We start from the raw sequence: 13131 nt of genomic DNA on the forward strand, positions 1-13131 counted from the left end.
ACTCCGTTCGTGGTAACGGAATGAGTATCCCCCACTTCGGTTGGATGTACTACCCAATTATTCCAAAGCCAGGTTTCCACGACAGAGAGTATCGTGTTACGATACTTTTATCTTTTTAATAAGGCGCAATATGAGCTCACCGGAATTGCTGCTGCAAGTGTTGCGGACCCAGATGCGGGCCGCAGGCGTGACCTACAAAATGCTGGCGGAACGGATTGCGATGAGCGAGTCCAGCGTCAAGCGCATGTTCGGGCAACAGGACATGTCACTGTCGCGGCTGGCGCAAATCTGCAAGGCGGCGGGGGTGCCGATGGAGGATGTGCTGCGCGGCGCGGCCGACGCCACGCCGCAGGCGGACCGCCTCACGCTGACGCAGGAAAAGTCGCTGCTGGCCAATCCCAAGCTGCTGCTGATGGCAATCAGCTGCCTCGGCCACTGGACGCTGGAGCAAGTGCTGGAAACCTACGAGCTGACCGAGCCGGAATGCATCATGCTGCTGGCCGAGCTGGACCGGTTGGGCTTGATCGAACTGAAGCCGCTGAACCGCTACCGCCTGCGCGTCTCCAACGCCTTCCGCTGGCTGCCAGACGGCCCGGTGCAGCAATTCTTCCGCGACCATGTGGTGGACGATTACTTCGGCGGCAGCTTCGACGGCGCTGGCGAAACCCTGCTGTGCCTGCCCGCGCGCCTGTCCGCGCCCAGTGCGCAGGAACTGGTCGGGCGCATCCAGCAACTGTCCGGCGAACTGGCCCGCCTGCACCAGGGCGACCGCCGCCTGGCACCACAAGAGCGCGACGGCTTCACCCTGCTGATCGGCTTCCGCTCCTGGGAATTCGCCGCCTTTACCGCGCTGCGCCGCAGCCCTACCAAATAGGGCCGAGGAACAGGTAGGCGCTGCTCTTGCCGGCTTTGGTGGTGCCCGCGCCGAAGTACAGTGGGCCGAAGCGCGTGTCGACGGCGAAGAAGCCGCTGGCTGCTTGTTTCAGCGAGCCCCAGCGCAGCGGGTCGCTCGGGCTGTAGGCGCCGCCTGCTTCCAGGGAGAAGCCCAGCCGCACATCGCCGCCCAGCGCGGCCGGCATGGCGCCGATGCTGCGCGCCATCACCACCCGTCCCAGCAAGGTGCTGGTGCCCACCACTGAATCCGGTGTGGTGCCCGATAAGCGCAGGAAGCCGCCCAGATTGTTGCTCTCCGCCCCGCCCTGGCTGCGCGCCCACTCTGTGTAGACATGGCCGGCCCAGCGCCCGGTGTGGAAGGCTTCCATGGCTTTCACCTGCTGCTGCGCCGGTACTGAAGAAGTCTCGCTGCGGTTCTTGTTCAGCGCACGCTGCCAATCCAGGCTAAACAAGGTGCCGCGCGTCGGGAAGGCGATCGAGTCCAGCGTATCGACGTTGAAGGCCAGCGCCTGCACCGTCTGCGATACGCGCTGCTTGGTCAGGTCTTCCGGAATCGACCAGTGCGCGTCGCCGACCTGGCGCGACACCGTGTAGCGCAAATCGCCCCAGCGTCCCAGCTGCCGCCCCAGCGCTACCGAAGCGCCGGTGTATGCGTAGGCATAACGGGCCTGGCGGAAGCCGGTGGCGTTAAACACATCGGTTGCACCCGATGTATATTCCAGCGCCGGTGCCGCGTACCATTGCGAGCCAGCGCCCAGCGGCTGCCAGAACTGCGTGCCGAGGACGCGTGTGGTGCCGACGCTGGCCACCGTGCGCAACTCGGCGCCCCAGTCGTTGAGCGACGACAGCACGTGCATGGCCTTCAGCTGGAAGGCGCTGTTGTCGCTGAAGTCACTGTTCAACTCCAGGCCCACGCGCAAACGGCTATGCGCCCACTCGGCTTCGGTCGGTTTAATCAGCACGCTGCGGCCACTTTCATCGTCGCGCACTTCGGTCTCCACGCGCGACAAGTCGCCGCGCCCGAAAAGCAGATTGCCGGCCAGCGTGGCCTGCTCGCTGGTCACTTGCTGTCCCAGCTTCAAGCCGGTCTGCACTTCCAGCTCCTTGGGATTGATGCGGCCACTCGGCGCCACTTCCAGCTTGGCCAGCTGCACCGGCTGGTCGATCGCTATCGGCGCTGAAGAACGCTTCAGCTCATACGCCGCATACTGCGCTTCCGGCAGCGCCAGCGCCACCAGTTTGGCGCTCATGGCGCGCACCGCCGCCTCGCCTTCTTTCATGGCGCGGTCGTGACGTGCAAAATCAAGGAAGCCAATGCCGCCAAGGTCTGGTTGCAGCAGTACGTCGTTTGGCTTTAACTCTTTCAGCGAACGCTGGACGTTTTGCTCGGTCAGGATTTGCAGCATCTGCTGCGCTACGCTGACCGCGCTGACCAACTCCTTCTCCTGCGCCAGCGGCGTGCCGACGTTGACTGCGATGATGATGTCAGCACCCATCTCGCGCGCCACATCAACCGGCAAATTGCGCACCAAACCGCCGTCCACCAGCAAACGCTGATTGACGCGCACCGGCGCAAACACGCCAGGCACCGCCAGCGATGCGCGCATGGCGAGGAATAGCGGCGTGTCGTTGAGTTCCACCAGTTCACCGGTCACCAGATCGGAAGCGATGGAACGGAACGGCAGCTGCAAGAGATTGGCCGGCTTGTCGCGCGCGCCGGGCGGCAGCACGCGCGTCAGCGCCAGTTCCAGCGCCTCGTTGCCGGCGGCGGCAGGCGGTAGCGACACGCCATCCAGATGCGCGCCGAATTCAATCCGCGACGGTAGCAGCAAATCTTCCTCGCGGCGGCGATAGAACAGTTCATCGCGCGGCGGGCGGTCCGCCACCACGGCATTCCAGTCGGTGCGCCGCACCAGCTGCTCCAGCTGATCGACCGAACTGCCGGCCGCATACGCGCCGCCCACCACACTGCCCATACTGGTGCCGACCACGATGTCGACCGGGATACGCAATTCCTGCAAGGCGCGCAGCACGCCAATGTGGGCGAAGCCGCGCGCGCCGCCGCCCGACAGCACCAGTGCAATTTTCGGACGCGGCTTGATGGTCGCATCCGGCGCGACCGAGGTGGCGCCAGGCTGCTGCGCCGCCAACGCGGTAGACAAGAAAAAGCCGCAGCATAAAGCTGCGGCCAAGGTACGGAAGTAAGTCATGCGTTCTACCTACTGGCGATCGTTGCTGGGGATGGGCGGTATGCCCATTGGCGCGATACCACGCTGTGGCGCGGATTGTGCATTCTGCTGCGGCATGACGGGCGGCTGGCCCGGCGTCTGCTGGATTGAAGACGGCGCCGGGAACGATGGCGAGATCGGCGCCGCTTGCTGCGGCGGCTGCACCACGGGCTGCGGCACGGTCGCAGGCAATGGGCCCATTTGGCCCGGCAGCGTGGCTGGACCGCTGGACACGCCTGCGTCGCTCGGCAACTCGATGCGTTTCATCACGCCGCCCTCGGACAGCACCACATACTTCGGATACACCTCTTTGACGATCACACCAGGCACCACTTCCTTGCCGACCGCCAGCGCCACCGCCGGTTTGTTATCGACCGAGATAATGGCCGCGCTGTCCTCACCGCGCGCAGCAACCACGCCTTTCAGCTGGTAATTGCTGACCGCGACCACGCTCACTTGGCCGCCGAACAGGCCTTTGGCCGCATCGAGGTTGATACCCAGTGGCGGCGCTGGCGGCGGCGCGGCAATCGCGCGCTGCTGCGGTTTGAACAACTGCAGTCCCCAGTAAGCCAGCGATGCGGACAGCAGCACCACGGCGAGAACAGTTACGATTAAGGGCAAACGCTTCATGGTGTCCTTTATCAGCGTACCAGCTGATTGATTTCGATAATAGGCATCAGCACCGCCAGCACAATCAGCAGCACCACCACGCCCATCGCCAGGATCAGCGCCGGTTCCAGCAGGCCTGCGATAGTCAGGGTGCGGCGTTCCAGATCGGCTTCCTGCGCGGCGGCGGCGCGGTCCAGCATGGCCGGCAGTTCGCCAGTGATTTCACCGGCGCGTATCATGTGCACCAGCATCGGCGGAAAGTGCTTCTGTGCCGACAGCGCGCGCGCCAGGCTCACGCCTTCGCGCACGGCGTCGCTGGCCTCTTCCACCAGTTCCTGCATGGCGAGGTTGTTGAGCGTATCGCGGCTGGTTTCCAGTGCGCGCAAGATCGGCACGCCGGAGCCGGTGGTAATCGCCAGCGTGCTGGCGAAACGCGCCGTATTCAGGCTGCGTTCAAATTTTCCGTACAGCGGTGCGGTCAGCAGCCACGTATGCCAGCGCCGTTTCAGCGCCGTGTTTTGTAACGCGCGCCGCCACATAAACCACGCGCCAACCAACAGGATGCCGACCACGATGCCGTAGCTGCGCACGAAGTCCGACACCGCCAGCATCACGACGGTCAGGAACGGCAGCTTCTGTTTGGTATTGGCGAACACCGAAACGATCTGCGGCACCACATACGTCAGCAGGAAGATCACGATGGAAAATGCCACCACCGTCACGATGGCCGGATAGGTGAATGCCAGCCGCACCTTCTGCACCAGCGCATTGCGGCGCTCGATGTAATCGGCAAGGCGCGACAGCACGCGCGACAACTGGCCGATCTGCTCACCGGAGGCCACCAGTGCGCGGTAGATTTCGGCGAAGTCGCGCGGATGGCGGCCCAGCACAGCGGACAGCGAGTCGCCGCCTATCACTTCCGAACGCACCGACGCGATCAAGTCGCGCAGGTAGGGGCGTTCTGCTTGTTCCAGCAAAGCGGTAAAGGCCTGCTCCAGTGGCAGGCCAGCTTCCAGCAAACTGGCCAGCTGGCGCGTGAACAGCGCCAGCTCGGTCGAGCTCAAACGCTCACCGAAGCCACCACGGCTCTTGGCCACGCCGGCAGCATCCACCTGCGCGGCGATCAGGTCGACCTTGAGCGGTATCAGTCCCTGCGTGCGCAACTCGGAACGCGCCGAACGGGCGCTGTCCGAATTGAGGACGCCTTTCTTGGTGGCGCCGCCGGCATCGACGGCTTCATAACGGAATGCGGGCATGCCTTAATCCTTCGTTACGCGCATCAACTCGGCCTGCGTGGTAGTGCCGCTGGCCAGCCAACGCTCGCCGTCGTCGCGCATGGTCTGCATGCCGTCGCCGACAGCAACAGCCTTGATTTCCGCTTCCGAAGCGCGGTTGTGGATTTGCGCGCGGATCTGCTCCGTGGTCTCCAAAAATTCGTAGACACCCACGCGGCCTTGATAGCCGGTGTGGCCGCAATGCTCGCAGCCGACTGCGTGCCACAACTTGCCGTCGTAGGTTTTGCAGCTCGGGCACAGCTTGCGCACCAGGCGCTGCGCCAGCACGCCCAGCAAAGTGGACGACAGCAGGAATGGTTCGATGCCCATGTCCAGCAAACGGGTCACCGCAGCGGCGGCGTCGTTGGTGTGCAGCGTGGCCAACACCAAGTGGCCGGTCAGCGACGCCTGCACCGCAATCTGCGCCGTTTCCAGGTCGCGGATCTCACCAATCATGATCACGTCCGGATCCTGGCGCAGGATGGCGCGCAAGGCTTTGGCGAAGGTCATGTCGATGCGCGGGTTGACTTGGGTCTGGCCCACGCCCGGCAGGTCGTATTCAATCGGGTCTTCCACCGTCATGATGTTGGTGGTGGTGGCGTTCAGCAGCGACAGCGCGGCATACAGCGTGGTGGTTTTACCGGAGCCGGTAGGACCGGTCACCAGCACGATGCCGTGCGGCTGGTTGATCAGCGAATCAAACTTCGGCAGCATGGTCTCGCTCATGCCGAGGTGATTCAAATCGAGGCGGCCCGCTTCCTTGTCCAGCAAACGCAGTACGGCGCGTTCGCCGTGACCGGTCGGCAGCGTGGAGACACGCACGTCGACCGGCTTGCCGCCGATGCGCAGCGTGATGCGGCCGTCCTGCGGCAGGCGTTTCTCGGCGATGTCTAGCTGCGCCATGATCTTGATACGCGAAATCAGCGAACCGTGGATCGCCTTGCGCGGACGGACAATATCGCGCAGCGTGCCGTCGACACGGAAACGCACCACCGAAGTTTGCTCAAACGGTTCGATGTGAATATCGGAGGCGCCGTCGCGCAGCGCCTGCGTCAGCAGCGCGTTGATCATGCGGATCACCGGCGCATCGTCGGACGATTCCAGCAGGTCCTCAATCGCCGGCACGTCTTGCAGCAACTTGGTCAGATCCAGATCGGCGTCAAATTCTTCCGCCACCATCGAGGCATTGCCGCCCGAGCTGGCGTAGGCGCTGGCGATAGCGGTTTCCAGATCGGCGCGCGTCATGTGCTTCAACTGGATGCGGCCGAAACGGCGCGACACTTCAGCGATGGCTGCCGGCGCGGTGGCGCCGCACATCAGCACATCGACGGTGTTTTCGACATCCTCGCTGTACTGGGCCAGCACCACGAAATCGCGGGCGAAGGCGTATGGGAGAAGATTGCTCATATCACTGCTGTGGCTTGATGTTTTCAGCGGCACCCGGCACACGCATCGGGAACGGCGCGGCAGGCACCGGCGCGGCAACTGCACCGCCGCTCACCGGCGCGCCGTTCTGCAGCTTAGGCAGCACCGGCTGGCCAAGGTCTTCCACCAGAATGCTCTCCGGCGGCTTGATGGCTTCCTGCTGGCTGCGCATGTAGTCGTAACGGTCGGTGGCCAGGCTGGTGCTCTGCTCTTTGCTGCGGATGACCACAGGGCGCAGGAACACCATCAGGTTGGTTTTCTTGCGAGTGCGCGACTGCGATTTGAACAGATTACCCAGCACTGGAATATCACCGAGGCCGCGCACCTTGTCAGTGCCGTCGCCTTCCGTGTCTTCAATCAGGCCGCCCAGCACGATGATCTGGCCATCGTCGGCGATCACGTTATTTTCGATCACGCGGTTATTCAGCGTGATGCCGGATGCAGCGGTCAGAGTCGACTTATCCACGCTCGACGTCTCGTGATAAATCGCCATCTTAATGGTGCCGCCTTCCGAAATCTGCGGGCGTACTTTCAGCGTCAGGCCCACGTCCTTGCGGTCGATGGTCTGGAATGGATTGCTGTTGGTGCCGGAGGTGGTGGTGTACTGGCCAGTCAGGATAGGCACGTTCTGACCGACGCGGATGGTAGCCAGTTCGTTATCCAGCGTGACCATGTTCGGCGTCGACAGGATATTGGCGTTGCCGTCCGATTCCAGCGAGTGCGCCAGCGCGCCCAGTCCCAGCGCGCCGCCGATCTGTTTGAAGACACCGATCGACAGGCCGTTGTTTGGAATGGTCGAACCTTTATTGGCGTAGATCGACACCAGCGAGCTGTCAGAGCCGCTGGTGGTGAACGATTGCAGGCCACCCACGCGGTAGGTGCTATTCGAATTGCCGGTGGCGCCGACCCACTGCACGCCGAATTCGGAAGCCTTGTCGGAAGTAACTTCGACGATCAGCGATTCGATGTAGACCTGCGCGCGGCGCACGTCCAGCTGGTCGATCACGGCGCGCAGGTTGCGGTACACCGATTCCGGCGCGGTGATGATCAGGGTATTGGTGCTGGCGTCGGCCTGGATGAAACCTGCCGAGCTGGCGCCGCTATTCTGCTGCTGGCCGCTGTTCGAGCCGCTCAGCAGCGGATTGCTTGGACCGGTGCCGCCGCTACCGCTGCCGAATGAGCTGCTGCTACTGCCGCTGCTATTGCTGCTGTTATTGCTGCCAAAGCCGCCGCTGTTGTTGCCGCCCTGGGTGTTGGCGCCACCGCTGCTATTCTGCTGCGATACCTCGCCCGACACCACCGCGCGCAGGGTCTGCGCCAGCTTGGTCGCTTCCGCGTTCTTCAGATAAACCACGTGCACATTGCCCAGTTCCTGCGTCGGCTGATCGAGTTTGGCGATCAGCGACTTGGCCAGGTTGGCACGTGCCACCGACGGTGCGCGCAGGATCAGTGAATTGGTGCGCGGGTCGGCCAGCACGGTGGTCTTGCCTTCGGACGCACCGGCACCGGCGCCGCCAGCGTTGTCCAGCAGCTTGTTCATCATGGTCGCCAGGTCGCTGGCGATAGCGTAGCGCACCGGAATCACGTCGAGGTCCGACACCGCCGGCGCATCCAGCGCGGCGACGATCTTGGCCAGGCGCTTGACGTTGTCCGCATAATCCGTGACCACCACGCTGTTGTTGCCCGGGTTGGCGTTGATGGTGTTATTCGGCGAGATCAAAGGACGCAGAACCGTCACCACGTTGGCCGCCGATTCATAATTCAGACGGAAGATCTGGCTGACGATCTGGTCGCCCTTGGCCTGCGCGCCGTCGACTTGCGTTGGACCGGCCTGCAGTTTCGCATCCGCTTCCGGCACTACCTTGGCAAAACCGTCGCCGCTCACCACCGCGTAGCCTTGCAGGCGCAGTGCGGAGGTCAGGAGACTGAAGGCCTGCGACTTGGTGACTGGCTTTTCCGACACCACGGTCAGCGTGCCTTTCACGCGCGGGTCGATCACAAAGGTGATGTTGGTGTAGTGGCCGACGGCCTTGATCACCGACTCGATATCGGCGCCGACGAAATTCAGCGCGGCGTCATCGGCAGCGGCGTGCGCCAGCGCAGGCAGCAACAGCGCGGCGGTCGGCGCAGCGCTGATCGCACAGCACAGCATCGCACCCGCGCTCAGGCGGCGCAGCGCAGGAAGGGATTTGCTAACGGACTGTTTTTTCATGGTCGGGCTTTATCTCAATGAAACTCTAATGCGATGACATTGCGGTCACTACCTGGCTTGCGCTGGCCCAGCAAATTCAATAGATTGGCCAACGTCTCCTCGTATCCTTGTGCTGCCTCGGCCTGCCCGGAAAACTGCAAGCGGCCGTTGTTCAAACTTCCCTGGCCGCTGAGCAGCAGCGGCCCTTTGACGGAACTCAGGTTCAACTGCGCCTGCTGGCCGTGCCAGTCCAGCGCCATGGCGTAACTGCCCAGCGGGCGGATCGACGACAGGCGCGACGCCATGTCGCTCATCTCCAGCGTGGTGCGGCCTTCGACGCTGACCTGGCGATTGACCAGCGTCAGCTCCAAACCGGTCCACGACAAGCGCATGGTGCCGCTCGGCGCCAGCGTATTGAGCGGCGCGCCCAAACCGGCCAGGCCTTCCGCTGGCAGCAGCAATGCCGACGGACTCAGTTGCCAATGCGACCAGCTGCCGCGGAAGGTCACCGGCTGCGCCAGCGCTTCCGGATTCTCCAGCTGCAGGTCGACCATGCCGACCAGCGCCAGCGGCGAAATCTTCCAGCTGAAGCGTCCCGGCAGCAGCGGCGTGACCGGGCTGTTATTGCCCGCCGCGCCGCCGATAAACGCCGAACCGCGCCACAGCGTACCTTGCGCGTCCCCCAGCGTCAAACGGCCGCCGGTGCGCTGCTCAACGATGGAACCGAGCCACGCAGCCGGGAAAAACACCGCCAGCGTAATGACCACGGTTAGCGCCACGGTCAGCAACCATAGCATGGCGCGCTTCATCGGGCTCCCTGGCGCAACGTCAGGCTGGCGTTGACCACGCCCGGCGCGTCTTGCGCGGTAAAGCTGGCATCCACCACAGTGATGCGGCTTTCGATACGGATCGCATCCAGCCACGCCACCACGCCGGCGTACTGCGCGCCGGTGAATTGCAGCTTGGCGTATTCGCCGGTGACGTTCAGCGATTGCGGATTCAGGCCGCGTGCAGACAACCCGGCGTTGAGATTCTCGCGTGTCATCGGCGTCGGCGCGATGGTGTTCTGGCTTTGCAGCGCCTGCGCTTCGCGCGCCATCGATTGCATTTCGGCGGCTTGCTGGTGCAGTTCCGGCAGCGATTTATGCAGCGCGGCGCGGCCGCTCAATGCCGGATCGACCAGCAGGCCGTAAAACAGTCCCAGTCCCACCACGATGCCGCCGATGCGCAGCAGCTTGCGTTCCTGCTCGGTGCGCACTTGCCAGAAAGCGTCGGCGCGCGCGCGCAGGTCTTGCATTGGATTTGGCTTGCTCATGACTTTCCTCCAGCGACAGGGGCCGGAACGATCTTCCAGCTACCTGGATTCGGCTCCTGCATATCCAGCTTGCGGCCGGCCAGCGCGGAACGCAGCTGCGCTACCTGCGCCGCATCCACCGTATTCGGCTTGACCTTGACCACCAGCGCGTGATCCTTGTATTCCAGCGTGGCGATGATGTCGCGCCGCGGCAGCACGCTGAGTGCTTCGCCAAAGCCTGCGCTCAGCGTCACGAATTCGTCGGCGCCCGTTTGGCCACTATTAGCTTTGGCGAGGCGGATATTGCGGCCCATTTGTCCGATCGGTTCAGTGATCAGCGGCTCTTTCGGATACACCGATTTAAAGGTTTGCACCATCGACTGGCTCACTACCTTGGCTTCGCCCTTGAGGCGCAGCCATTCGATGTTGAGGCCCACCACGTTGACCAGCAGCGCCAGCACAGCGATACGCAACGGCCAGCGCCAGCGCTGCCATGCGCGCGCCGAGGCGCCGCTGGTACCCAAGGCCGGCGCCAGATCCACACCGGCACTGCGCGAAGATGCTACCCAGTGTTCCCAGTGGTCCTGCTCCAGCGTCAGGTGCGGTACTTCAGCGGCCAGCGGCGAAAACTGCGCCATCTGCGACTGGTTCAAGTACAGCGTGACCGGCTGGTCGCCGGCCAATGCGCGCAGCGTGTGCAGCGCGGCTTGCGGCTGCGCCGGCAGCGTCAGGCCCATGCCGGCAAACTGCGAATGGCGCAGGACTAAGTCGAAACCGGCGTCGCCCGGCAGCAGCGTGGCCGAAACGGCGCCCGGCTGGAACGGCAAACACAATTGCGATGGCACCGCCGACACGGCGTGCGCACCTTGCGCCAGCAAAGCTTTCACCAGCACTTCCAGCCATGCGCGCTGCACCACAGCCACGGTACGCAAGCCTTCGCTGTCTTCAACGGTGGCGGCCAGCACGCAGTCGGCCGGGTCACCCAGCACGTGTTCTTCCACCAACGCAGGCAGCGCGGCCTTGAGTTTGGAGGCCGACAGCGGCGGCGCTTTCACGCGCACCAGCGTCACGTCGGCGGCGGCCAGCAGCAGTACCACACGGCGCGCGGAGGCCACCATGTCGGACAGATTCCCCAGCGGCGATGCGCCTTGCTGCAGCAGGTTGCCGCCGTCGCCCACCAGCGCGAATGGGCAAGTCTGGGCCGCGCCGCTGTCGACGCTGGCCTTGGCCGGATAGCGGATAAATAATGTCGTCAAAGGATCTCGCTTTCGTTCATCGCTGTTCTAGTATTCCCGTATCCATTCCACCGTGGTGGTAAGTGGTTGCCGCTGACGCCTCAACAGAGCTTGCGTATCGAGCGTGGCGCGGTCCAGCTTCACCCGGCTGTAGGCCAGGAAGTAGTTGCTGCTCACATCCCATGCTGCGGTAATCGTTTTGCCCGTCACTTGCGACAACGCCCTGAAGGCCGCCGTGTCGCGGTAATACAGCGTCTTGCGGGCGCTGACCATCGCCGCCGCATCCGACAGCGACAGGCCTGGCACCAGCGCCGACAACAACTCGGCCGGCGCCGTGTTCACATTCAGCGAGGTGCCGCCCACCGGCAGTATGATGACATAGTCGCGCAGCTGTTCAATGGCCTGCGGCGTAAAGCCGCTCACCGCCAGCAAATCCTCTACCCGCACCAGGCCTATCGGCTGGTTGGTCTGCGTAGGCTGAGTTGCCACCACCGGTGCGGCATTCTTCACCAGCTGCGCCGTGGCTTGCGCCAGGCCGGAATCGAGCCGCAAGTTGTTCAGCAAACGCTCGAACACCTCCACCTCGGCGGTGTTGACCTGCTGGCCGCTCGCCAGGTTGGCCAGATTGTAGCGTCCCTGCGCATCCACCATGCGGCCGGACAGCGTGGCGTCGAAGTTCTCGCCCTGCAGGCGCTCACGCTCCACGTAATCATCGAGCCGCGTTTCTTCCAGCGGCGTGGCCCAGATGCCATCCAGCTTGGTGTAATTGGGCGAGTCGCTGAGGTCCTGGGTCAGGATCAAGCGGCTCAGGTCCAGCGCGCCGCGTACGATCCAGCGTGTTTGCAGTTGCAGGCGCTGGTTCTCCATCGAGCGCACTTGCACCTGCTGCTGCCAGAACAAACTGGCGACGATGGTCACCGCCAGTGTGGTCAGCAACAGCGCCGTCACCACGGCCACGCCTTGTTGCCGCTTCAGCTTCACAGGGCCCCCAGCAGGAATGACTTCACCATCGGGATTTCCTGTCCTTGCTGCGTCATCGACACTTCCAGCCCGGTCGGCAGGCTGTTGCCCGCAGCGGCAGCCGTCGATATACCGGCGGCCGGACGCCAGCCGCCCGCCGTGGCAGCAGTACTCGGCATCCACATGCGCATCGCCATGCCTTGAATGCTCGATTGCAGCGCCACGGCGGCCATGCTGGCATCGGTATCGCCAAGCGCGGCCTGCCACAGGTTGTCGAGCTGCGTCAGCTCGCGCGTGGCGAGCGACTCGCGCCGCGTCAGCACACCGCCCGCCACGCGGTACGACACCACCTGCAAGCGGGTCGGCTGGTTCTCAGTCATCACCATGCGCACCAGCGTGATGCGGTTGTCTTCCGCCTGCAGGAAGGCGCGGCCGCGCAGCAGCGCGGCATCCGGCAAGTTTGCGCAATCGCTCTGCATCTGCGCGAACGCCAGTTGCAGGCCGCGCGTCTGCTCCATGCTGACGGTAAGCGTTTCGCGCGAACGCACGATGCTATCGAGCCCGCGCCAGCCCAACACCGCGATGATGGCAAGAATGGAGATCGCCAGCAGCAGTTCGATCAAGGTAAATCCGCGTGCAGATTTCATCATGAGTTCAACACCAGTTGGACCAGCTTGATGATGCGGCGTTCCGGATGCGCCGCTTCATACACGCTGACCTCCACCCGGCGGAAGCGCGGGTTCGGGCTGGCGATGACTTCTTCGTCGCACATCAGTTGCAGGTCGCCCTGCGGGCATTCGTAGGTTTGCTTACCGACCGGAGGAAAGACTTTGGAGAGGCGCATTTGCACCAGGCGGTTTTCGGCTGACCAGGTGGCCATCATATTGGCGCGAAGGCCGTCGCTGTTGGCGGTCAGGCTGCCGACCGCGCGCATCGAGGCGATCAACGCGGTGGCGACGATCATCAGTGCGACCAGCACTTCCAGCATGGTGAAACCGCGATGGGATGAAGGCCGGCGCAT

The 13131-nt window shown here is 63.7% G+C and carries 12 protein-coding genes; 1 reads left to right on the plus strand and 11 read right to left on the minus strand.

From position 1 onward, the window contains the following. Nucleotides 1-130 precede the first annotated feature (130 nt). Nucleotides 131-874 (plus strand): helix-turn-helix domain-containing protein, encoded by a 744-nt coding sequence (locus GTP46_RS02070; RefSeq protein ID WP_161004950.1) that lies wholly within the window; start codon nucleotides 131-133, stop codon nucleotides 872-874. Here GTP46_RS02070 and GTP46_RS02075 read toward each other — a convergent pair. From GTP46_RS02075 to gspI, 11 genes are read right to left on the minus strand one after another with little or no spacing between them, the layout of a single operon-like run. Next, the gene (locus tag GTP46_RS02075; RefSeq protein ID WP_161004951.1) at nucleotides 864-3104 is read right to left on the minus strand and encodes a patatin-like phospholipase family protein; all 2241 of its coding nucleotides are present in this window, start codon (nucleotides 3102-3104) and stop codon (nucleotides 864-866) included. The genes GTP46_RS02070 and GTP46_RS02075 overlap by 11 nt on opposite strands. 9 nt (nucleotides 3105-3113) lie before the next feature. Next, a complete protein-coding gene (locus GTP46_RS02080; protein ID WP_161004952.1) occupies nucleotides 3114-3752 on the minus strand; it encodes a type II secretion system protein N in 639 nt (212 codons plus the stop codon). Between the two features lie 11 nt (nucleotides 3753-3763). Next, nucleotides 3764-4987, minus strand: coding sequence for a type II secretion system inner membrane protein GspF (gene gspF, locus GTP46_RS02085; RefSeq protein ID WP_161004953.1), 1224 nt, complete (start codon nucleotides 4985-4987; stop codon nucleotides 3764-3766). A gap of 3 nt (nucleotides 4988-4990) precedes the next feature. Next, the gene (gene gspE / locus GTP46_RS02090; RefSeq protein ID WP_161004954.1) at nucleotides 4991-6412 is read right to left on the minus strand and encodes a type II secretion system ATPase GspE; all 1422 of its coding nucleotides are present in this window, start codon (nucleotides 6410-6412) and stop codon (nucleotides 4991-4993) included. A gap of 1 nt (nucleotide 6413) precedes the next feature. Further along, nucleotides 6414-8642: a type II secretion system secretin GspD gene (gspD, locus tag GTP46_RS02095; RefSeq protein WP_161004955.1), complete on the minus strand. Its 2229-nt coding sequence runs from the start codon at nucleotides 8640-8642 to the stop codon at nucleotides 6414-6416. 14 nt (nucleotides 8643-8656) lie between these two features. Next, nucleotides 8657-9430, minus strand: a complete 774-nt coding sequence (locus GTP46_RS02100; protein WP_161004956.1) for a type II secretion system protein N — start codon at nucleotides 9428-9430, stop codon at nucleotides 8657-8659. Beyond that, nucleotides 9427-9936 carry a type II secretion system protein M gene (locus GTP46_RS02105; protein ID WP_161004957.1) on the minus strand — a complete coding sequence of 170 codons (510 nt, stop codon included), beginning with the start codon at nucleotides 9934-9936 and terminating at the stop codon, nucleotides 9427-9429. The genes GTP46_RS02100 and GTP46_RS02105 overlap by 4 nt, the downstream gene beginning before the upstream one ends. Next, nucleotides 9933-11171, minus strand: a complete 1239-nt coding sequence (gspL, locus tag GTP46_RS02110; RefSeq protein WP_161004958.1) for a type II secretion system protein GspL — start codon at nucleotides 11169-11171, stop codon at nucleotides 9933-9935. Before gspL ends, GTP46_RS02105 begins: the two co-directional genes overlap by 4 nt. Before the next feature lie 27 nt (nucleotides 11172-11198). Next, nucleotides 11199-12131, minus strand: a complete 933-nt coding sequence (gene gspK / locus GTP46_RS02115) for a type II secretion system minor pseudopilin GspK (protein WP_161004959.1) — start codon at nucleotides 12129-12131, stop codon at nucleotides 11199-11201. Beyond that, nucleotides 12128-12760 carry a PulJ/GspJ family protein gene (locus GTP46_RS02120; RefSeq protein WP_229258760.1) on the minus strand — a complete coding sequence of 211 codons (633 nt, stop codon included), beginning with the start codon at nucleotides 12758-12760 and terminating at the stop codon, nucleotides 12128-12130. The genes gspK and GTP46_RS02120 overlap by 4 nt, the downstream gene beginning before the upstream one ends. Beyond that, entirely contained in the window at nucleotides 12757-13131 is a 375-nt protein-coding gene (gene gspI / locus GTP46_RS02125; protein WP_161004960.1) for a type II secretion system minor pseudopilin GspI, read from the minus strand. Before gspI ends, GTP46_RS02120 begins: the two co-directional genes overlap by 4 nt.

The sequence above is a fragment of the Duganella flavida genome (assembly GCF_009857445.1).
Lineage (GTDB): Bacteria > Pseudomonadota > Gammaproteobacteria > Burkholderiales > Burkholderiaceae_D > Rugamonas > Rugamonas flavida.

Excerpts from the sequence above, each read along its gene's own strand:
- GTP46_RS02070 (WP_161004950.1), top strand. The coding sequence starts at position 131 with ATGAGCTCACCGGAATTGCTGCTGCAAGTGTTGCGGACCCAGATGCGG.
- GTP46_RS02075 (WP_161004951.1), bottom strand. The coding sequence starts at position 3,104 with ATGACTTACTTCCGTACCTTGGCCGCAGCTTTATGCTGCGGCTTTTTC.
- GTP46_RS02080 (WP_161004952.1), bottom strand. The coding sequence starts at position 3,752 with ATGAAGCGTTTGCCCTTAATCGTAACTGTTCTCGCCGTGGTGCTGCTG.
- gspF (WP_161004953.1), bottom strand. The coding sequence starts at position 4,987 with ATGCCCGCATTCCGTTATGAAGCCGTCGATGCCGGCGGCGCCACCAAG.
- gspE (WP_161004954.1), bottom strand. The coding sequence starts at position 6,412 with ATGAGCAATCTTCTCCCATACGCCTTCGCCCGCGATTTCGTGGTGCTG.
- gspD (WP_161004955.1), bottom strand. The coding sequence starts at position 8,642 with ATGAAAAAACAGTCCGTTAGCAAATCCCTTCCTGCGCTGCGCCGCCTG.
- GTP46_RS02100 (WP_161004956.1), bottom strand. The coding sequence starts at position 9,430 with ATGAAGCGCGCCATGCTATGGTTGCTGACCGTGGCGCTAACCGTGGTC.
- GTP46_RS02105 (WP_161004957.1), bottom strand. The coding sequence starts at position 9,936 with ATGAGCAAGCCAAATCCAATGCAAGACCTGCGCGCGCGCGCCGACGCT.
- GTP46_RS02120 (WP_229258760.1), bottom strand. The coding sequence starts at position 12,760 with ATGATGAAATCTGCACGCGGATTTACCTTGATCGAACTGCTGCTGGCG.
- gspI (WP_161004960.1), bottom strand. The coding sequence starts at position 13,131 with ATGCGCCGGCCTTCATCCCATCGCGGTTTCACCATGCTGGAAGTGCTG.